Origin of the sequence: Nonomuraea terrae, assembly GCF_004348995.1 — a bacterium.
Taxonomy (GTDB): domain Bacteria; phylum Actinomycetota; class Actinomycetes; order Streptosporangiales; family Streptosporangiaceae; genus Nonomuraea; species Nonomuraea terrae.
Genome location: NZ_SMKQ01000082.1, coordinates 1 through 18,979, shown reverse-complemented (window position 1 = coordinate 18,979; position 18,979 = coordinate 1). Strand labels below are relative to the sequence as shown.

20 protein-coding genes are annotated in these 18,979 nt (G+C 72.3%); 5 read left to right on the top strand and 15 right to left on the bottom strand.

Annotation, left to right across the window (positions count from 1 at the left end; translation table 11 throughout):
- Positions 1-4: 4 nt before the first annotated feature.
- The gene (cydB, locus tag E1286_RS24590; RefSeq protein ID WP_132615832.1) at positions 5-883 is read left to right on the top strand and encodes a cytochrome d ubiquinol oxidase subunit II; all 879 of its coding nucleotides are present in this window, start codon (positions 5-7) and stop codon (positions 881-883) included.
- Here the strand turns inward: cydB and E1286_RS24585 are convergent.
- Genes E1286_RS24585 through E1286_RS24565 form a run of 5 tightly spaced genes read right to left on the bottom strand, consistent with a single transcriptional unit; the run spans position 868 to position 5,397 of the window.
- The gene (locus E1286_RS24585; RefSeq protein ID WP_132615830.1) at positions 868-1,599 is read right to left on the bottom strand and encodes an ABC transporter ATP-binding protein; all 732 of its coding nucleotides are present in this window, start codon (positions 1,597-1,599) and stop codon (positions 868-870) included. The genes cydB and E1286_RS24585 overlap by 16 nt on opposite strands.
- Positions 1,592-2,323 (bottom strand): ABC transporter ATP-binding protein, encoded by a 732-nt coding sequence (locus E1286_RS24580; protein WP_132615828.1) that lies wholly within the window; start codon positions 2,321-2,323, stop codon positions 1,592-1,594. Before E1286_RS24580 ends, E1286_RS24585 begins: the two co-directional genes overlap by 8 nt.
- Entirely contained in the window at positions 2,320-3,309 is a 990-nt protein-coding gene (locus E1286_RS24575) for a branched-chain amino acid ABC transporter permease (RefSeq protein ID WP_223190329.1), read from the bottom strand. Before E1286_RS24575 ends, E1286_RS24580 begins: the two co-directional genes overlap by 4 nt.
- Positions 3,293-4,171, bottom strand: a complete 879-nt coding sequence (locus tag E1286_RS24570) for a branched-chain amino acid ABC transporter permease (protein ID WP_223190327.1) — start codon at positions 4,169-4,171, stop codon at positions 3,293-3,295. Before E1286_RS24570 ends, E1286_RS24575 begins: the two co-directional genes overlap by 17 nt.
- Positions 4,168-5,397 carry an amino acid ABC transporter substrate-binding protein gene (locus E1286_RS24565; RefSeq protein WP_132615826.1) on the bottom strand — a complete coding sequence of 410 codons (1,230 nt, stop codon included), beginning with the start codon at positions 5,395-5,397 and terminating at the stop codon, positions 4,168-4,170. The genes E1286_RS24570 and E1286_RS24565 overlap by 4 nt, the downstream gene beginning before the upstream one ends.
- Before the next feature lie 102 nt (positions 5,398-5,499).
- On the opposite strand from E1286_RS24565, the gene E1286_RS24560 reads away from it, so the two are divergent.
- Positions 5,500-6,537: a LacI family DNA-binding transcriptional regulator gene (locus E1286_RS24560; RefSeq protein ID WP_132615824.1), complete on the top strand. Its 1,038-nt coding sequence runs from the start codon at positions 5,500-5,502 to the stop codon at positions 6,535-6,537.
- Between the two features lie 39 nt (positions 6,538-6,576).
- Here the strand turns inward: E1286_RS24560 and E1286_RS24555 are convergent, their stop codons facing one another.
- Positions 6,577-6,939 carry a hypothetical protein gene (locus tag E1286_RS24555; protein WP_132615822.1) on the bottom strand — a complete coding sequence of 121 codons (363 nt, stop codon included), beginning with the start codon at positions 6,937-6,939 and terminating at the stop codon, positions 6,577-6,579.
- Between the two features lie 277 nt (positions 6,940-7,216).
- Between E1286_RS24555 and E1286_RS24550 the strand changes: the two genes are divergently transcribed.
- Both E1286_RS24550 and E1286_RS24545 read left to right on the top strand, forming a co-directional pair.
- Positions 7,217-7,792 (top strand): RNA polymerase sigma factor, encoded by a 576-nt coding sequence (locus tag E1286_RS24550; protein WP_342776256.1) that lies wholly within the window; start codon positions 7,217-7,219, stop codon positions 7,790-7,792.
- Positions 7,789-8,022, top strand: a complete 234-nt coding sequence (locus tag E1286_RS24545) for a hypothetical protein (protein WP_132615820.1) — start codon at positions 7,789-7,791, stop codon at positions 8,020-8,022. Before E1286_RS24550 ends, E1286_RS24545 begins: the two co-directional genes overlap by 4 nt.
- Positions 8,023-8,225: 203 nt before the next feature.
- On the opposite strand, the gene E1286_RS24540 is transcribed toward E1286_RS24545, so the two are convergent.
- Together E1286_RS24540 and E1286_RS24535 are read right to left on the bottom strand one after the other, a co-directional pair.
- The gene (locus E1286_RS24540; RefSeq protein ID WP_246075079.1) at positions 8,226-8,639 is read right to left on the bottom strand and encodes a hypothetical protein; all 414 of its coding nucleotides are present in this window, start codon (positions 8,637-8,639) and stop codon (positions 8,226-8,228) included.
- A 145-nt stretch (positions 8,640-8,784) separates the two neighbouring features.
- Entirely contained in the window at positions 8,785-9,801 is a 1,017-nt protein-coding gene (locus E1286_RS24535) for a leucine-rich repeat domain-containing protein (RefSeq protein ID WP_132615816.1), read from the bottom strand.
- Positions 9,802-9,922: 121 nt separating this feature from the next.
- Here E1286_RS24535 and E1286_RS24530 point away from each other — a divergent pair, with 121 nt between their 5' ends.
- A complete protein-coding gene (locus E1286_RS24530) occupies positions 9,923-10,525 on the top strand; it encodes a Dps family protein (RefSeq protein ID WP_165969894.1) in 603 nt (200 codons plus the stop codon).
- A gap of 42 nt (positions 10,526-10,567) precedes the next feature.
- Here the strand turns inward: E1286_RS24530 and cutA are convergent, their stop codons facing one another.
- The 7 genes from cutA to E1286_RS24495 all read right to left on the bottom strand — a co-directional run.
- Entirely contained in the window at positions 10,568-12,928 is a 2,361-nt protein-coding gene (gene cutA, locus E1286_RS24525; RefSeq protein WP_132615814.1) for an aerobic carbon-monoxide dehydrogenase large subunit, read from the bottom strand.
- 43 nt (positions 12,929-12,971) lie between these two features.
- Positions 12,972-13,451, bottom strand: a complete 480-nt coding sequence (locus E1286_RS24520; RefSeq protein WP_132615812.1) for a (2Fe-2S)-binding protein — start codon at positions 13,449-13,451, stop codon at positions 12,972-12,974.
- Entirely contained in the window at positions 13,441-14,304 is an 864-nt protein-coding gene (locus E1286_RS24515; RefSeq protein WP_132615810.1) for an FAD binding domain-containing protein, read from the bottom strand. Before E1286_RS24515 ends, E1286_RS24520 begins: the two co-directional genes overlap by 11 nt.
- Positions 14,301-15,749, bottom strand: coding sequence for a uracil-xanthine permease family protein (locus E1286_RS24510; RefSeq protein WP_132615808.1), 1,449 nt, complete (start codon positions 15,747-15,749; stop codon positions 14,301-14,303). Before E1286_RS24510 ends, E1286_RS24515 begins: the two co-directional genes overlap by 4 nt.
- Positions 15,750-15,889: 140 nt before the next feature.
- Positions 15,890-17,212, bottom strand: coding sequence for a uracil-xanthine permease family protein (locus E1286_RS24505; protein WP_132615806.1), 1,323 nt, complete (start codon positions 17,210-17,212; stop codon positions 15,890-15,892).
- Positions 17,213-17,313: 101 nt separating this feature from the next.
- Positions 17,314-17,517 (bottom strand): RNA-binding S4 domain-containing protein, encoded by a 204-nt coding sequence (locus E1286_RS24500; RefSeq protein ID WP_111182793.1) that lies wholly within the window; start codon positions 17,515-17,517, stop codon positions 17,314-17,316.
- Between the two features lie 9 nt (positions 17,518-17,526).
- Positions 17,527-18,979 (bottom strand): PucR family transcriptional regulator (locus tag E1286_RS24495; protein WP_132615804.1); only part of this gene is annotated, 1,453 nt, incomplete at its 5' end.

The window sequence follows — 18,979 nt, the reverse complement described above, 5'->3', positions numbered from 1 at the left end:
CCCCATGATCGAGTTGTGGTTCGTCATCATCGCCTTCCTCTGGACCGGCTATTTCGTGCTGGAGGGCTTCGACTTCGGCGTCGGCATGCTGGCGCCCGTCGTGAGCAGGACGCCGGCCGAGCAGCGCGCGAGCCTGCAGACCATCGGCCCGGTGTGGGACGGCAACGAGGTGTGGCTGATCACCGCGGTCGGCGCCATGTTCGCCGCGTTCCCGGCCTGGTACGCGGGCATGTTCAGCGGGTTCTACCTGCCGGTGACGCTGATCCTGGCCGGGCTGATCATGCGCGGCGTCGGGCTGGAGTGGCGCGGCAAGGTCGCCAGTCCGCTCTGGTGCGACCTCGGCATCGTCGTGGGCAGCGCGCTGCCGGCGTTCCTGTGGGGCGCGGTCTTCGCCGGCCTGCTTTTCGGCGGCGCGCCCGCGGCCCTGCTGGGCGGCGCGTTCACGCTCGCGGTGTGCGCACTGCACGGCGCCGTCTTCCTGGCGCTGAAGACCACCGGCCCGGTGCGCCGCCGCGCCCGCGTCGCCGCCCTGGCGGCGGCCGGTGTGAGCATCCCGATCGCGGTGGCCGCCCTGTCGGGCCTCGGCACGTTCCCGGCGCTGACCGCCATGGCGGCGCTGGCGGCGGCGACGGCGCTGACCTGGCGGCGGCGGGAGGGCTGGGCGTTCGCGGCCACCGCGGGCGCGATCGTGCTGGCCACGGTGGCGGTCTTCATGGAGCTGCGGGTGCGCCCGCTGCCGGGGCTGACGCTGGCCGAGGCCGCCTCCGGGGAGTACACGCTGACGATGCTGAGCTGGATCGGGCTGATCACGCTGCCGTTCGTGCTGGTCTACCAGGGGTGGACGTACTGGGTGTTCAGGAAGCGGGTTCAGGTGGCCGGCTGACCGCCGAGGTAGAGGCGGCCGAGACGGGGATCGGCCGCCAGCTCGCGGGCGGGGCCGGAGATGTGCACGCGGCCGAGGTCGAGCACGCAGCCGACGTCGGCCGTCTCCAGGGCCCTGCGCGCGTTCTGCTCCACCAGCAGCACCGCGACCCCGGCCCGGCGCATCAGGTCGATCTGGTCGAAGACGACCTGGGTGTTGCGCGGGTCGAGCCCCATCGAGGGCTCGTCGAGCAGCACCACCGCCGGCTCCAGCATGAGCGCGCGGGCGAACTCGACCTGCTTCTGCTGCCCGCCCGACAGCAGCCCGGCCATGCTCCCCCAGCGCTCGGCGACGACGGGGAACAGCTCCTTGACGGTCGCGATCCGCGCGTCGAGCCTGGCCTGGTCGCGGACGGTGTAGCCGCCGAGCCGGACGTTCTCGGCGACCGTCATCTCGCGGAAGACGCTGTGGCCCTGCAGCACGTGGGAGAGGCCGAGGCCGAGCAGCTTCTGCGGCGAAAGGCCGGTCACGTCGCGCCCGGCCAGCAGCACCCGGCCGGAGCGGGGCGCGAGCAGGCCGCTGGCGACCTTGAGGACGGTGGACTTGCCGGCGCCGTTCGGGCCGACCAGGCAGACGACCTCGCCGGCGCGCACGGTGACCGACAGGCCGCGCAACACGGGCGCGGCCCTGCCGTACCCGGCGACGACGTCTTCCAGGACGAGTACGGGCTCAGACACCGAGATACGCCTCCAGCACCCGCGGATCCTCCCGGACGACGGACGGCGGGCCCTCCGCGATGGGCGCCCCGCGGTCGAAGACGATCACGTGGTCGCACATGCCCATGACGAGCTCCATGTTGTGCTCCACCACGAGGAACGTGCGGCCCTCTGCGTTGAGGTCGCGGACGAGGCCGGCGATCCGGTCGATCAGCGCCGGGTTGACGCCGCCGGCCGGCTCGTCGAGCAGGATCAGGTCCGGCTCGGCCATGAGCACGGCGGCCAGCTCCAGCAGCTTCTGCTGCCCGTACGACAGGTCGCGGGCCTCGGCGTCCTCCAGGTGCTCGATGCCCATGCGGCGCAGCCAGTGGCGGGCCCGCTCGACCTCGCCCTTGTCGCGCAGCCCGGCCAGCAGCTCGCGCAGCCGGGTGCGGCGGACGGCGACGAGCATGTTCTCCAGCACGGTCAGCCGCGGGAAGACCCGGCAGAGCTGGAAGGTGCGGCCGATGCCGGCGTGCGCGACGCGGTGCGGCGCGTGCCGGGTGATGTCGCGGTCGCGGTAGAGGACCCGCCCGGCGTCCGCTCGGATCATGCCGGTGACGATGTTGAAGAACGTGGTCTTGCCGGAGCCGTTCGGCCCGATGAGACCGTTGATCAGGCCGTCCCGCAGCTCGACGGTGACGCCGTCGACGGCGCGCACGCCGCCGAACGCCTTCGTCAGCCCCTCCGTGCGCAGCGACGTCACGGGGTCACCTCCTGGAGGCGCTGGTCGGCGCTCTGGTCGTGGATCGACGGCCCCGCGCGGCGGCGGGTGAGCCGGGCGAGGATGCCGTCCGGCATGAACAACACGACGAGCACCAGCACCAGGCCCGTCGCGGTGAGGTGGATCTGTGTCTCGCCGAGCGCGATGAGGAAGTACTCGCCCGCAGGGGCCACGATGAGCGCGCCGAGCAGCGGCCCGAACAGGTGCCGCACGCCGCCGAGCAGGCTCATGAGCACCATGTACGAGCCGATGAGGATGGAGAAGACGAAGATCGGGTCGAGGCTGCCGAACCAGAGCGCGTACAGGCCGCCGGCCAGCGCCACGAACAACGCCGACAGGGAGAACGCCGTCACCTTGTACGCCCCGGTGGGCACGCCGAGCGACTCGGCCTTGTCCTCGTCCTCGCGGATGGCGCGCAGGCCCGCGCCGAAGCGGGAACGGGACACGTACCACCACACCAGCAGGGCGAGCGCGAGCAGGGCGAGGAACAGGTAGAAGAACACCATGTGCGTCTGGCCCCGGTGCAGGCCGGGGAACGGCGAGGGCACCTGGAGCCCGGTGGAGCCGCCGGTCAGCGAGCGCCAGCCCTGCACGACGAGGTTCATCATCGACACCAGCGCGATCGACACGATCACGAACGACGCGCCGCGCACCCGGACCGCCGCCACGCCGACCCCCGCCGCGAACGCCGTCACCAGCACGGCGGAGACCACGAGGGCCACGACCCACGGCACGTCGAGGCGGGTGACGAGCAGCCCGGTGCCGTACGCGCCCAGGCCGAAGAACGCCGAGTGGCCGAGCGAGACATAGCCGGTGAAGCCGCCGAGCAGGTTCCAGGAGGTGGCCATGGCGGCGTACATGACGGTCAGCGCGCCGGCGTACACGAGGTAGTAGTTGGGCACCAGCCACGGGTAGGCGATCGCCAGCGCGGCGAGCAGCAGCGGGATCCCTCTAGAAGCGATGCGCAAGGCGGCCTCCGAAGAACCCCTGGGGGCGCGCGAGCAGGGTCAGGAAGAGGAAGACGTAGAACATCATCGTCGCCCAGGTGGCGTCGACGGTCACCAGCACGAGGCCCTCGACCACGCCGAGCAGCACGGCCGCCAGCGCCGCGCCGACCACGCTGCCGAGGCCGCCGACCACGATGATCGCCATGAGCTTGCCGATCCACACCCAGTGCGAGGCCGGGAAGAACGGCGTGATCAGCGCCAGCACGGTGCCGCCCACGGCGGCGGTGGCCAGGCCCACGCCGAAGCCGTACCCGGCGACGCGCCCGGTCGGGATGCCGACCAGCCGGGCGGCCTCCGGGTGCTGGATCGTGGCCCGCAACGCCCGCCCGAACCGGCTCTTGACCAGCACCGCGAACAGCACGCCCAGGGTGAGCGCGGCCACCGCGAAGGCGATGATCCGGTCGTACGGCAGGCTCACGCCGCCGACGGTGAGCGACCGGGTGGCGTACTCCATGCTGATCGACCGGTAGGAGCCGGTGTAGAACGTGCCGAGCAGCCCCTCGATGGTCAGCGCGATGCCGAAGGTGAGCAGCACCGACATCATGGCCAGGTTGTCGGGGGCGAGCCGGGCCACGAGCAGCCGCTGCACGGCCACGCCCAGCGCGAAGAACACCGGCACGGTCACCGGCAGCGCCAGGAACGGGTCCACCCCGAACGCCGTGTGCACGGTGTAGGTCAGGTACGCCGCCAGGAACAGGAACGCCGGGTGGGCCACCATGACGACCCGCATCACGCCGAAGTACAGCGACAGGCCCGAGGCGAGCAGGGCGTACAGCCCGCCGGTCAGCACGCCCAGGGCCAGCCCCTGCAGGATCAGGTTCACCAGGCCCGCTTCGGGTAGACGAGGTCGGCGGTCTCGGCCTGCTCGGGGAGGACGATCTCGATCTTGCCGTTGACGTACTGCTGGATCATGTGCGCCTGCTCCGGCCTGCCCTGGTCGTCGAACGACAGCGGCCCGACGACGGTCTGGAAGGTGGCCTGCCTGATGTGCTGGGTCAGCTTGTCCTGGCACGCCTTGCTGGGGTCGGCGCACCTGACCGCGGCCACGGCGGCCTCGATGATCTGGCCGACGGTGTAGCCGTTGGCCGCGTCCTCGTTGGGCTCGCCGCCGAACATCTCCTTGTAGCGCGCCACCATCTCCTGGTTGCCGGGGAGGTCGGCGGTGGCCGACCAGCCGACCGGCGAGACGATGTGCTCGGCCGCGCCCGTCACCGCCTCGGGAAACTCCGGCAGCGTCGGCCCGGTCGAGAAGGCCGCGAGCTTGGGCTGCACCTTCAGCTCCTGCAGCGCGCGCACCAGGCCGACGGCGTCCTCGAACTGGGTGCCGCCCACGACGAGGTCGGGGTTCGCGGCGGCGATCTTGGCGGCGATGGGGGCGAAGTCGGTGGTCTCGGGCGGATACACCTCGTCCACGACGGTCTCGATGCCGGCCGCGGCCAGCCTGTCGCGCAGCCCGTACGCGGTGCCCTGGGCGAACGGGTCGTCCAGGCTCGCGTACGCCGCCGTCTTCGGCCGCTGGTCGGCGGGCAGCTTGACGAGGTAGTCGGCCAGGTAGTTGTAGTGGTCGTCGGCGATGGCAGGCGCGGCGTAGAAGAGCCGGGTGAACCCCTGCTCGAAGACCTCCGCGGCGGCCCCGGCGGGCTCCACGAACACCATGTCGTACGACTCGGCGACCTTCGCCGCGGGGATCACCAGCCGCGAGGAGAACGGCCCGAAGACCAGGTCCACCTTGTCCTGCGTGATGAGCGACTCGTAGTCGGAGCTGACCCGGTTGGGGTCGGAGGCGTCGTCGCGGAAGAGCAGCTCGACCTTTCTGCCGAGCAGGCCGCCCTTGGCGTTCACCCGGTCGGCCCAGACCTGGTAGCCCTCCTGGATGCCCTTGCCGGGCTCGGAGAAGTCGCCCGTGAGCGGGAGCGAGATGCCGACGCGCACCGCTCCCTGCTGCTGTCCCGGCGACTGCGCCGCGCCGGGTTCGTCGGTCTTCGCGCAGGCGGTCAGCCCCAGAGCGCAGAGGGAGATGATCGCCAGGACCTGGTGAACTCGTGCCATCGAGGGGACCCCCGTCGAAAGAGGCGGAGCGAAAGCGCTTTCGGAAGCGCTTTCGGTTACGATTACACGGGATTCAGCCCCGGACAAGGGGGTGCGCACCGCATGGCAGAGCGACCTTCCCCGCCGTCCCCGCCGCGCCTGATCGACGTGGCCAAGGCCGCCGGGGTCTCGCTGGCCACGGCCTCGCGGGCGCTGACCGGCAGCACCGGCGTGAGCGCCGAGGTCGCGGCGCACGTCCAGGCCGTCGCCACCCGGGTGGGCTACGTCCCCAACAGCCACGCGCGGGCGCTGGCCGGCGGGCAGGCGTCGATGGTCGGGCTGGTCGTCCACGACGTCGGCGACCCCTACTTCGGGGAGATCGCGCGCGGCGTGCTGCGCGAGACCGACAGCCGCGGCTACCTGGCGCTGATCAGCCAGACCGAACGCGACCCGCGCGCCGAGCTGGCCCGCATCCGGGCGCTGCGCGCGCACCGGGTGACCTCGATCGTGCTGGCCGGCTCCGGCTACGTCGAGGCGGGCACGGAGAGCGACATCGCGGCCGAGGTGCGCTCGTTCACCGCGGCGGGCGGCCGGGTCGCGGTGATCGGCCGTCACCATCTGCCGGTCGACGCCGTGCTGCCCGACAACGCCGCGGGCGCGGCCACCCTCATGCGTCACCTGCTCGGGCTCGGCCACCGCCGCCTGGGCGTGCTCGGCGGGCCGGCCAGCCTCACCACGGTCGAGGACCGCCTGGCGGGGCTGCGCACGGCGTACGGCGAGGCCGGGCTCGACTGGCGGGCGGTGCCGGTGGTGCCCGGCGACTTCACTCGCGAGGGCGGCGCGGCGGCGGCCGCGCGGCTGCTACGGGCCCATCCCGGGCTGACGGCGGTGGTGGCGCTGAACGACCCGATGGCGGTGGGGGCGCTGTCGTGGCTGCTCAACGCCGGGCGGCGGGTGCCGGAGGAGATCTCGGTGGCCGGGTTCGACGACGTGCCGGTGGCGCGTGACGTCTACCCGGCGCTCACCACGATCCGGCTGCCCATGGTGGCCATGGGCCGGCAGGCCCTGGAGCTGGTGCTCCGGCCGCCGGCCGCACGCCCGCGCCGCCGGCGCACCCGGCACGAGCTGGTGGTCAGGGCCTCGACGGCCCCGCCGCGCTGACGAGCCGCCGTTCGAAAGCGCCGAAAACGATTTCGACGGTCAGCGGCCGGCCGCGCGCAGGTCGCCGCCGAGGCGCTCCTCCAGCAGCCGCAGCACCTCGGGCCTGGACATGACCGTCCACAAGTCACCGGCCAGGTGCGGGCTGTCGTCGGGGACGGCGGCCAGCCAGGCGTCCCGGCGGGCCCGGCTGGTGAAGGTCGTGACGGAGAACTCGCCGTCCGGGGTCTTGCAGGAGGCCGTACGGAACTCGCCGGCGTCGACCTGCATCCGCGGCGCGCAGCCGACCCTGGCGGACAGTTGCTCGACGGTGGGCGCGGCCCCGTCCGGGGAAGCCCCGGACGCGCATCCGGCGGCCAGCCCGGCCAGCAGCACGAACACGGCCAGGCGCGGAAATGTCGTCATGCGCGAAGGTACGCACCGCCACCGCCCGCGGTTCACCGCGCGGAAATCCGGCATGAACGACCGCGCTGTTCCAGCCGCCCCGCAGCCGACCGAACAGGGCCGACCGAGATCGCCGAGTTCCCGGACCGCTCTACGCGGTCTGGAGAACCTGGCCACCTCTTCGCGGGCGGGTTTCCCGCCGGAGGCCGTGAAAGCGACACGGGAGATCGGACTGTACACACTGGCATAGCCCACCTCGTAGGCGACGATGACCAGGCCCTCTGCGTGACGGCCCCCACTGCATGGACGAATCCACCGAGCTGCGGCTCTCCTCCGCCGAACCCGAACGCTTCGCCGCGATATTCGACGCGCACTTCGCCGAGATCCACCGTTACGTGGCGAGCCGGTTGGGGTCGACGCCGCCGAGGACGTCGTCGCCGGCACCTTCCTCACCGCGTTCCGTAACAGGTCGCGCGACGACGCCGCCCGCGGCGGCGTCAGGACCTGGCTGTACGGCATCGCGACCAACCTGATCAGCATGCAGCGCCGTGCCGAGATGCGCGCCCTTCGGGCGATGGCCGCCAGGGATCGACGCCTGGCGTCGCCGCTCGAAGGAAGGCACCCTGGTCGTCTTCCGGCGAGTGCTCCCCGCGCGCCCGCTGACGCAGCAGGACAGGGAGGCGTGGGAACGGGCCGGCTCAGCGACGTCCTTCACCTACCGCGACGGCCGGTACGTGGCCACCGACGCCCCCGCCGACACCGGCTGGACGGAGCAAAGGACCACCCCGGAAAACCGCAGGCGGCTGGTCAGCCGGATCTGCGCCCATCCGCCTGCTCGCCGACCTGCCAGGCGTACGGACCGAGAAGGGCGTGACGACCTCCGACGGCCGTAGCGGGATCGCGATCGCCGTGGACGGCGAGATGCGGGACGGCAGCGCCGCCTTCGAGTACACGATCGTCCTTGAGCCGAAGACCTACCGGCTCGTCGGCGGCAGGCAGATCGTCGAAGAGGGCTCGTTCCGCGGGCTGGGCCCGGGCACCCCCCTGGAGGAGACCGACGTCCACACGGCCGGCTGGACCAGCGAGGAACCGCACCACGACTGATCGTCCTTCGCTGTGCGTCAGCGACGACGGGCCGCCGCCCTTGTCAGGGCGGCTCCGACCGCGTCGGGCAGACGAGGTGACCTGCGCGGACGGCGCTCAGGTGAAGCCCATGCGAGTGTTCGTGGCAGGCGCGTCCGGCTCCCGGGCCGCCCTCGACGGGGACACGGTCGTCGCCCGCGGCCTCACTCCCCACCGCCGGCCGCTCAGCCGGAGGCCGGGGCCGGGGCCGGGGAGACCCGGTGGTCGGTCAGGTGCAGGTCGCCGTTGAGCGGCCCCTTCAGGGCCTCCAGCACCTTGAGCGGCCCGAGCACCGTCCAGCGCGGCCCCACCAGGTGCGGGTTGTACTCCGGCGCCTGGTCCATCCACTGGTCCTTGAGCGCCTCGGTCTTGAACGTGTTGACGAAGAACTCCCCTGCGCCGGTCTTGCAGTAGGCCGTACGGATGTCGTCGGCGTCGACCTGCATCTTCGGCGCGCATCCGACCTTGGCCGAGATCTGCTCGACGGTCATGGGAGCGGCGCCGACCGGCCGGCTGTCTCCCGCCGCGACGTAGTCGCCCCAGCCTGCCCCGGAGGAACAGCCGGCGACGAGCCCGGCAAGCAGCGCGAATGCCGCCACACGCGGAAATGTCGTCATGCGCAGAGATACGCAGCCCGACCGCGCCCGGTTCACCCACCGCGTCGTTCACCACCATGGGGTGTGGCCAAGCGGCGTGTCGATCGTTCCCGCTACGGAGCGGGCGCCGCGGCGAGTTGTGCCGCGGTCAGCGCAGGACCACGCACCCGCGCGCGCGGAGCCGGCCGAGCACCTCGGGATCGCCGTCGAGCTTGTTCCACCGCAGGTCGAGCTTCTCCAGCTCGGGCAGGTCGGCCAGGCTCTCGGGCAGCTCGCGCAGCCGGTTCTGGCGCAGGTCGAGGTGGGTGAGCCGGGGCGGCAGCGCGTCCGGCAGCGCGCGCAGCAGGTTGCCGCGCAGGTCGAGCACGCGCAGCTCGCCCAGCCCGGCGATCGAGTCGGGGAGCCGGGTGAGCCGGTTGCGCTGCAGGTGCAGCTCGCGCAGCCGGGCCAGGCCGCCGATCGTCTCGGGCAGCTCTTCCAGCCGGTTGTCGTAGAGCCGCAGCTCCACCAGCCCGCTCATGGCGCCGAGCGCGGCGGGCAGGCGTTCGAGGCGGTTGTGGGTGAGGTTGAGGTACGCGAGCCGGTCCAGCCGCCCGATGGCGTCGGGCACCCGCGTGAACAGGTTGTCGCTCAGGTAGAGGTAGTCGGTGAGCGGCAGTTCGCCGAGCTCCGGCGGGATCCCGGTGAGCCGGTTGTGGCCGAGGTCGAGCATGCGCAGCCGGGTGAGCCCGCCGACGGCGGCGGGGATCTCGGCGAGGGCGTTCTCGGCGAGGTTGAGCGATTCGAGGCCGGTCAGCCGCCACAACGAGGCGGGCACCTCGGTCAGGCCGTTCGCGCCCGCCGCGAGGTGCCGCAGCGTCGCGGGGAGCCGCTCGGGCAGGGCGGCGACGCGGTTGCCGTACAGGAAGAGCGTCTCCAGGTGCGGCGGGCAGCGCGGGAACGACGTCAGCGCGTTGCCGTCGAGGTGGAGCGCGCGCAGCGCGGTCAGCCCGGACAGGTCGGGCAGCGACCGCAGGCGGTTGCCGTCGAGCCGCAGCTCCTCCAGCGCGGTGAGCCCGGCCACCCAGGCGGGCACCTCGGCGAGGTCGTTCCAGGCCAGGTCGATGAGCCGGGCGCCGGCGGGGACGTCGGGGAAGGCGGTCAGGCCGCCACCGGGGGCACGCATGGCGACGATCATCGCACACGCGAGGGATTGACGCCCTTTTGTCCAGATTTAGGGCGCTAATTGGCGCGCTACCGGGGAGGCTTCAGAATGTTTCTGTTTCACCTGTCCCAAGGAGACGGGCGTGGCATTCAAACGTTCCACCAAGGCACCCCGGTCCAAGACCGGCAGCCAGCCGTGGCTGCACCTGAACGGCGTGGAGATCCAGGAGTTCGGCACCGTGCGGATGTTCCCGCTCGGTCTCTCACGGGACGCCCGGGAGTACTCCTGCCAGCGGCTCAACCAGATCCTGGCCGACACTCAGATTCTCTACAACCACTACAAGAAGCACCACTGGATGATGCGCGGCCCGACGTTCTACCAGCTCCACCTGCTGCTCGACAAGCACGCCGGCGAGCAGTTGGAGCTGATCGACATGCTGGCCGAGCGCGTCGCGACCCTCGGCGGCGTCGCGATCGGCGACCCCCGGCACGTGGCCGAGGTCACCGTGATCCCGCGTCCGCCGAACGGCGTCGAGGAGGTGCCGGCGATGCTCTCGCGGCTGATCGAGTCGCACGAGACCATCCTCATCGCCGCCCACGACGCGGCCGCCAGAACGGCGGAGATGGGTGACGACGGCACCAACGACCTGCTGGTCTCCAGCGTCATCCGGACCAACGAGCTGCAGAGCTGGTTCCTGATCGAGCACCTGGTCGACACCCCGCTGGTCGAGCCGCACCACTCCTGACCGGCTCATGACCGGCCCATGATCCGGCCCATGATCGGGGGGTCAGCGCCGCCGTCCGGCCCGCAGGTGGAAGAGGTCGGACGGCGAGATCGGCATACGGTCGATCGGGATGCCCTCGGCGTCCTCGACGGCCGAGGCGATGACCGCCGAGACGGGGATGACGCCGGCCTCGCCCGCCCCCTTGATGCCGAGGGGGTTGAGCGGCGACGGCGTCTCCAGGTGGGCGGTCTCGACGCGGGGCACCTCGGTGGCGTACGGCATGAGGAAGTCCATGAACGAGGCGTTGACGAGCTGGCCGTGCTGGTCGTAGACCATGCGCTCGTAGAGTGCGCCGCCGACGCCCTGCGCGACCCCGCCGTGGATCTGGCCTTCGACGATCATGGGGTTGATCAGCTTGCCGCAGTCGTGCACGACGGCGTACCGGACGATCCTGATCTCGGCGGTGTCGGGGTCGGTCTCGACGACGGCGGCGTGCATGCCGGCGGCGAACGTGGAGCGGATCGGCGAGTAGTAGTCGCGCCCCTCCAGCCCCGGCTCCTCGCCCTCGGCGACGGGCGGGCGGTCGGGCGCGGCCGTGCCGGAGAACTGCGTGGCGCGGGCCGCCTCCTCGTCGAAGGCGTAGCGCAGCGGGTTGGCCAGCACCGCCACCGTGGACAGCGGGATCGACGCCCGCGGCGTCCCGGCCACGTGCACCACCCCGTCGGCGATCTCCAGGTCGGCGGGGTCGGCCTCCAGCGCGTCGGCCGCGATGCGCAGCGCCTTCTCGCGGACCTTCCGGCACGCCAGCGCGATGGCGTTGCCGCTGACGACGGCCGCCCGTGAGGCGAACGTGCCCACCGCGTAGCCGAACCTGCGGGTGTCGCCGGTGACGACGCTGATGCGCTCGATGGGCACGCCGAGCTCGGTCGCGGCGATCTGGGCGAACACGGTCTCGTGACCCTGCCCCTGCGAGGTGAGCCCGGTGGAGACGTGCACCCGCCCGTCGGAGGTGATCTGCACGTGGCCGCCCTCGTACGGGCCCACCCCGGTGCCCTCGACGTAGCAGCCGATCCCGATGCCGCGGCCGGGCGCCCGCTCGAAGGAGTCCCAGCCGATGAGCTCCTTGACCATGCGGAGCATCTCCGGGTAGTCGCCGCTGTCGTAGATCAGCGGCCGCCCGTCCTGGAACGTCATCCCCTGGTCGTACGGGAACTCCTCGGGCTGGATGAAGTTGGCCGCGCGCACCTCGGTGCGGTCTTTCCCGAGGTAGCGGGCGATCTTGTCCATGGTGCGCTCCATGCAGAACACGCCCTGCGGCCGTCCGGCCCCGCGGTACGGCGTGACCTGCACGGTGTTGGTGTAGACGGAGCTGAACTCGACCCGATAGGCCCCCACCTTGTACGGCCCCAGCAGCTGCGTCGAGGTGACGATCGGCACGATGATCCCGTACGGCGTGTAGGCGCCGTGGTCGTGCAGGATCGTCACCTCCAGCCCCAGCAGCCGCCCGTCGTCGTCGAACCCGACGCGCACGTACTGCACCTGGCCGCGCTCGTGGGCGGAGGAGATGAAGTGCTCCCTGCGGTCCTCGGCCCACTTGACCTCGCGGCCGAGCCTCATGGCGGCCCAGGGCACGAGGATCTCCTCCGGCCACGGGTGCACGATCTTGACGCCGAAGCCGCCGCCCACGTCGGGGGCGATCACCTCGACCTGCGGCAGCGGCAGGCCGAGCGCGGCGGCCACGGCCATGCGAACGCTGGTGGAGGTCTGGGTGCTGGAGTAGACGCGCAGGTCACGACCGTCCCAGCGGGCGTACACGCCGCGGCCCTCCAGCGGCATGCTGGCGCTGCGCTCGATGTCGAGCCGGAAGGCGAGCGTGTGCGGCGCGGTCTCGATGGCCTCCCTGGCGCCGCGCCCGTCGGCCGCGGGCACCTCCTGGACGAGGTGGGCGCCGATGTTGCCGGGCACGTCATGGTGCACGAGGTTGGCGCCCTGGACGGCCTCCTCCAGGCCGACGACCGGCTTGAGCGACTCGTACTCGACCTCGATGAGCGCGCAGGCGTCCTCGGCGGCGTACCGGTCGGCGGCGACGACCATGACGACCGGCTCGCCGACGTGCCGGACGACGTCGCGGGCGAGTGGATGGGCGGTGCGGCCGTGGGTGAGGGCGGGGTGCGGGATGAGCAGGGGCAGCGGCCTGCCGACCCGCTCGGGCAGGTCCTCCCAGGTGTAGATCGCGACGAGGCCCTCGACGTCGAGGGCGGGCGCGACGTCGATGTCGCGGATGCGGGCGTGGGCGTGCGGCGAGCGCACGAACGCCGCCGCCAGCGCGTCGCGGCCGAGGTCGTCGAGGTAGCGCCCCTGTCCGGTGAGCAACCGCGGATCCTCCCGCCGCTGCACCGGCTCCCCGAACAACCGCGTCGTCATGCCGCCTCCCACCGCACGGACTCCCCGGACGGCCGCCTTGTCCTCATTCTTCCTCCGCCAGCAGTTCGGCGGCGCGGTGGACGGCCTTGACGATGTTCTGGTAGCCGGTGCAGCGGCACAGGTTGCCCGAGATGCCCTCCAGCACCTCCTCCTCCGTCGGCGCCGGATTCTCCGCCAGCAGGGCGGTCACCGTGCACAGGAAGCCCGGCGTGCAGAAGCCGCACTGCAGCCCGTGGCACTCGGCGAAGGCGCGCTGCACCGGCGACAGCCGGCCGTCCGCCGGCGCGAGGCCCTCCACGGTGGTGATCTCGGCGCCGTCCACGGTGACCGCGAACGTCAGGCACGAGCGCACGGGCCGCCCCTCAAGCAGCACCGTGCAGCAGCCGCAGACGCCGTGCTCGCAGCCCACGTGGGTGCCGGTGAGGCCGAGGTCGTGCCGCAGGCAGTCGGACAGCAGCCGCCGCGCGGGCACGCGGACGCGCCGGGCGGCGCCGTTCACGATCAGGGTGATCTCATGCTCCACGAGCCGCCCCTTCCCGCGCCGCGTCGCGCAGCGCCCGCTCGGCCAGCACGCCCACCAGGTGACGGCGGTAGGCGGCGGAGGCGTGGATGTCGTCCTCGGGCTCGGCCGCGTCGCGGACGAGCGCCGCCGCGCCGGCCCAGTCGGCGTCCTCGGGCGGGCGGCCGGCGCACGCCTCGCCCACGTCCACCACGACGGGCACGGGCCCGACGCCGACGCAGGCGGCCCGCGCGGTGGCCACCAGCCCGCCGTCCACGGTGACCACGGCGCAGACCCCGGCCAGCGCGTAGTCGCCGTGCCGGCGCGCGACCTCGTGGAAGGCGCTGCCGCCGCCCGGCGGCAGCGCGGGGAAGAACGCCGAGACGGCCAGCTCGCCCGGCTCGACCGCCGACTCCATGGGGCCGGTGAAGAAGTCCCGGGCGCGCACCTCGCGGACGCGGACGCCGCCGTCCCAGCGGGCCAGCCGTACGCGGCCGTCCAGGACGGCGAGCACGGCGGGCAGCTCGGCGGCCGGGTCGGCGTGCACGAGGCTGCCCACGACGGTGCCGCGGTTGCGGATGACCGGGTGGGCGACCAGCTTGAGCGCCCGGGTGAGCAGCGGATGGACCTCGGCGCGCTCGGCGTCCGCGTGCCGGACGGTCGCGCCGACGAGGACGCCGTCGCCGGAGCGCTCCAAGCCGTCCAGCCCGGCCACCCGGTTGATGTCCACGAGGTGGTCGGGCGCGGCCAGGCGCATGTTGAGCATGGGGATGAGGCTCTGCCCGCCGGCCAGCACCTTCCCGCGCACCTCCGCGAGCGTCCGCAGCGCCTCGCCGAGGTCGCGGGGCGCGTGGTAGTCGAACGGCGGCGGCTTCACCCGGCCCCGCTCCCGGCACTGCGCTCGGCACTGCGCTCGGCACTGCTCCCGGCCGGTTCGGGGGTGCGCCCGGCGATGGCGCGCAGCAGGTGGTATCCGCCCAGCACCACGACGGTGCCGAGCGCGATCCCCTCCAGCGGGAAGTCGCCGCCGACGAAGTGCGTCACAGGTCCGATGGCGAGGATGATGCCCGCTCCGATCGGAACCATGTTCACCGGATCGGCGAAGTTCACTCTGTTCTCGATCCAGATTTTGGCGCCGAGCAAGCCGATCATGCCGTACAGGATCACGGTGACGCCGCCGAGCACTCCGCCGGGGGTGGCCGCGACCAGCGCGCCGAACTTGGGGCAGAGCCCGAACAGGATCGCGATCATCGCCGCGATGTAGTACGCGGCCGTGGAGTAGACCTTGGTGGCCGCCATGACGCCGATGTTCTCGGCGTACGTGGTGGTGGGCGAGCCGCCGACCGCGCTGGTGACCATGGTGGCGGCGCCGTCGGCGATGACGGCGCGGCCGACGTACGGGTCCACGTCGGCGCCGGTCATCTCCCCCACGGCCTTGACGTGGCCGATGTTCTCGGCGATGAGCGCGATCACCGCGGGCAGCACCAGCAGCACGGCGGAGGTGCGGAAGTCGGGCGCGTGGAAGTCCGGCAGCCCGAACCAGGGCGCGGAGGCCACGGAGTCGAAGTTCACCCGCTCGTGCGGGAACGGCGTCGCCACGCAGTACGTGCCCTCGGCCGGGCAGGGGTCGCCGGCCGCGTCGCGCAGGTTGGCCCCGGGCAGCACGGAGGTGATCGGCCCGGCCGTCCGGTCCAGCACCCACGACAGGACGAACCCGGCGACCAGCCCGACGAGCACGCCGATCCGCCCGACGAATCCCTTGAACAGCACGATCACCACGAACGTGACGAGCATCGTGACGAGCGCGACCCACTGGTCCTGCCCCCAGTAGACGTCCGCCACCACGTACGCCAGCCCGAACCCGATGAGCATCACGACCGCGCCCGTGACGACGGGCGGGAAGATGCGGTGGATGATCTGCACGCCGAGGAAGTGGATGGCGAGGCCGGCCAGCGCCAGCACGAACCCGGCGACCAGGATCGCGCCCGTCACGATGGCGTCCGCGCCCGCGGTGTCGCCGCCCGCCGCCGCCCTGATGGCGAACACGCCGCCGACGAACGAGGCGCTGGTGCCCAGGTAGCTGGGCACCTTCCCCTTCACGATGAGCAGGAACAGGATCGTCGCGACGCCGGACATCATCACGGCGACGTTCGGGTCGAGCCCCATCACCAGGGGGAAGACGAACGTCGCGCCGAACATCGCGATCACGTGCTGCGCGCCGAAGCCCACCATGCGGGGCCAGCTCAGCCGCTCGTCGGGCCTGACCACCTCATCGGGAGCCAGATGCTTGCCGTCACCGTGCTTGGTCCACCCTGCAACCATGAGAGCCCTCTCGGCGGCACGTTCCGTTGCGGGCACATTAGGCCCGGCGGCACGCGCCCACACGGGCATGATCTGCCAAATCTGACCCGCCGGTCAGAGAGAACCTCGCGCACACGAGGATCGGCCCCGTGTGAGGGCGGCTACGGCGCGGGCGTCTCCCTGCGGGCGGCGCGCAGCAGGTGGTATCCGGCCAGCAGGACGATCGTGCCGAGCGCGATGCCGCTGAGCGAGAACGTGCCGGTGACGGGGAACGCGACCGGCCCGACGGCGCAGATGATGCCGGCGCCGATGGGCACCAGGTTGACCGGCTGCGCCATGTCCACCCGGTTCTCGATCCAGATGCGGGCGCCGAGCAGGCCGATCATGCCGTACAGGATGGTCGTCACGCCGCCGAGCACGCCGTCGGGGGTGGCCGCGACGAGCGCGCCGAACTTGGGGCAGAGCCCGAACAGGATCGCGATCACCGCCGCGATGTAGTACGCGGCCGTGGAGTAGACCTTGGTGGCCGCCATGACGCCGATGTTCTCGGCGTACGTGGTGGTCGCCGGGCCGCCGACGGAGGTGGCGACGACGGTGCCGACGCCGTCGGCCATCACCGCCCGGCCCATGTAGGCGTCGACGTCGTTGCCGGTCATCTCGCCGACGGCCTTGACGTGGCCGACGTTCTCGGCGATGAGCGCGATCACCACGGGCAGCACGAGCACGATGGCCGAGGCCTCGAACACGGGGCCGTGGAAGGACGGCAGGCCGATCCAGTCGGCCTGCGCCACGGTCTGCAGGTCGACGCGGAAGTGCTCGGTGATCCGGCCGCTGTCGTCGGGCGCCGTGATCGGGCCGCCGACCAGGTCCCACACCCACGACAGCAGGAAGCCGAAGACGAGCCCGAGCAGCACGCCGATGCGGCCGAGGAAGCCGCGGAAAAGCCCGATGAACACGAACGTGGCCGCCATCGTCAGCAACGCCACCCACGGGTCCTTCGGCCAGTAGACGTCGGCCGCGACGTACGCCATGCCGAACCCGATGAGCATCACCACGCCGCCGGTGACCACGGGCGGGAAGACCTTGTGCAGGACGCCGACGCCGAGCCGGTGGATGGCGTACCCGCACAGCGCCAGCACGACGCCGACGGCGAGCAGCGCCCCGGTGACGGTCGCGTCGCCGCCCCCGGCCGCCCTGATCGCGGCCACGGCCCCCACGAACGAGGCGCTGGAGCCCACGTAGCTGGGCACCTTGCCCTTCACGATGAGCAGGAAGAGGATCGTCGCGACACCGGACATCATCACGGCGAGGTTGGCGTCGAGCCCCATGACGAGCGGGAAGACGAACGTCGCGCCGAACATCGCGATGACGTGCTGGGCGCCGATGCCGACCATGCGGGGCCAGCTCAGCCGCTCGTCCGGCTTGACCACCTCACCGGGCGTCAGGTGCTTCCCGTCGCCGTGCAGCTTCCATCCCAACGCCACGCCCACACCTCTGCCTCCCCGCCTGACCAGCGAGGTCGTGCCCCTTCACATGTCGCAGAGCACAATAGAGCCTCGCGCGGGATGCTCCGTGCGCGGGGGGATCATCGGACGCTGATGGAGAAACCCTCTCCGCTGACGACCTGGCCGGCCCTGATCTTCGCCGTCTTGCGCAGCTCGACCTCGCCGTCGACCAGCACCATGCCCGCGGCGACGAGTTGCTTGGCCATGCCGCCGGTCTCGGTGACGCCGCAGTATTTCAGCAGGTCGCACAGCGGGATGTAGTCGGAGCTGAGTTCGAAGTCCACACGCCCACCCTAGATGCCCCGCATGCGCAGCACGTGCAGGGCCAGGGTCAGGTTGAGCCTCAGGTGGTGGTCCTCGGTGAAGGAGCCGAGCATGCGCTCCAGCTTGCCGATGCGGTAGCGCAGGGTGTTGTAGTGGAAGTGCAGGCGGCGGGCCGTCTCGGCCACGTTGAGGTTGGTCTCCAGCAGCACCTGCAGCGTGCGGCGCAGGTCGGCGTGGTCGGCGTCGTCGTCGCCGGCCAGCGGCCCGAGCGTCTCGCGGACGAACGCGTGCAGCTCGTCGGTGTCGCTGACCAGCGACAGCAGCCGGTAGACGCCGAGCTGGTCGAAGTGGGCCACCGCGCCGGCGCCGTGCAGCTGGCGGCCGACCCTGGCCGCCTTGAGCGCCTGCGCGTACGCCTCCGGCAGCGTCTCCGCCCCCGGGCAGGGCCGCGAGGCGCCGGTGGAGAACGTGGCGGGCGGCACGTCGGCGAAGGCGGCGGCCGCGTCCTTCGCCAGGCGGGCGCCGTCGACGCCCGCGTCCACCACGGCCACCACCTCGTGCGAGAACCCGGCCACCGCGCCGCGCGGGTCGTGCCGCCTGATCGCGGCCGTCCAGCACGCCACCAGCCGGTCCTGGGCGCTGCGCTCGTCGCCGACGGGGTCGAGCTCGGCCACCAGCACGGTCACCGGCCGTGCCAGGTCCCACCCGAACGCGCCCGCCCGCGCGGTGACCCGCTCGGCCGTGCCGGCCCGGCCGGTGAGCGCGTCACGCAGGAAGTCGGCGCGGTACTTGCTCTCGACGGCGTTGACCGCCTCCTGCCGGGTGACGACGAGCGCGGCGACGGTGGCGGCGCGCTCCAGGATGCCGACGTCGCCGTCGCCGATCGCCCCCGACGGGCTGTAGGCCACGATCCGGCCGTGGTGGTGTCCTCCGGCCAGCACGGGCACCGACGCGAACACCCGCCCCCGCCTCGGCGGCGGGCCCTCGTGGGAGAGCGACTCGCGCAGGACGGCGACGTGCTCGGCCGGCCCGGCGCTCGCCAGCACGCGGCCCGAGCCGTCCACGGCCGCCACCGACACGTCGAGCAGCTGCGCCACCTCGGCGGCGACCTCGTCCAGCCCGCCCCCGGCCAGCACCACGTGCACCAGCGCCCGGTGCGCCTCCTCGGCCCTGGCCAGCACGGCGGCCTGGCGGTTGAGTATGTCGGTCAGCACCTGGTTGAGGATGTCGTCGAAGCCGACGTCGTTGGGCAGCAGGATGAGCGGGAACCCGAGCCGGTCGGCCTGCGCCACCATCTCGGCGGGCAGCTCGTCCACGTACCGGCCGAGTTTGATCGCCAGGGCGGCGAGCCCGCGCTCGTCGAGGTCGGCGACCAGCCGGCCGAGCGACTGGGGCGTGTTGCGCAGCGGGTAGCCGGTGGTGAGCAGCAGCTCGTGCGGCTTGACCCAGGCGAGGATGTCGGGCACCTCCATCACGTTGAGC

Excerpts from the sequence above, each read along its gene's own strand:
- cutA (WP_132615814.1), bottom strand. The coding sequence starts at position 12,928 with ATGACGACGCGGTTGTTCGGGGAGCCGGTGCAGCGGCGGGAGGATCCG.
- E1286_RS24555 (WP_132615822.1), bottom strand. The coding sequence starts at position 6,939 with ATGACGACATTTCCGCGCCTGGCCGTGTTCGTGCTGCTGGCCGGGCTG.
- E1286_RS24510 (WP_132615808.1), bottom strand. The coding sequence starts at position 15,749 with ATGGTTGCAGGGTGGACCAAGCACGGTGACGGCAAGCATCTGGCTCCC.
- E1286_RS24535 (WP_132615816.1), bottom strand. The coding sequence starts at position 9,801 with ATGCGTGCCCCCGGTGGCGGCCTGACCGCCTTCCCCGACGTCCCCGCC.
- E1286_RS24565 (WP_132615826.1), bottom strand. The coding sequence starts at position 5,397 with ATGGCACGAGTTCACCAGGTCCTGGCGATCATCTCCCTCTGCGCTCTG.
- E1286_RS24560 (WP_132615824.1), top strand. The coding sequence starts at position 5,500 with ATGGCAGAGCGACCTTCCCCGCCGTCCCCGCCGCGCCTGATCGACGTG.
- cydB (WP_132615832.1), top strand. The coding sequence starts at position 5 with ATGATCGAGTTGTGGTTCGTCATCATCGCCTTCCTCTGGACCGGCTAT.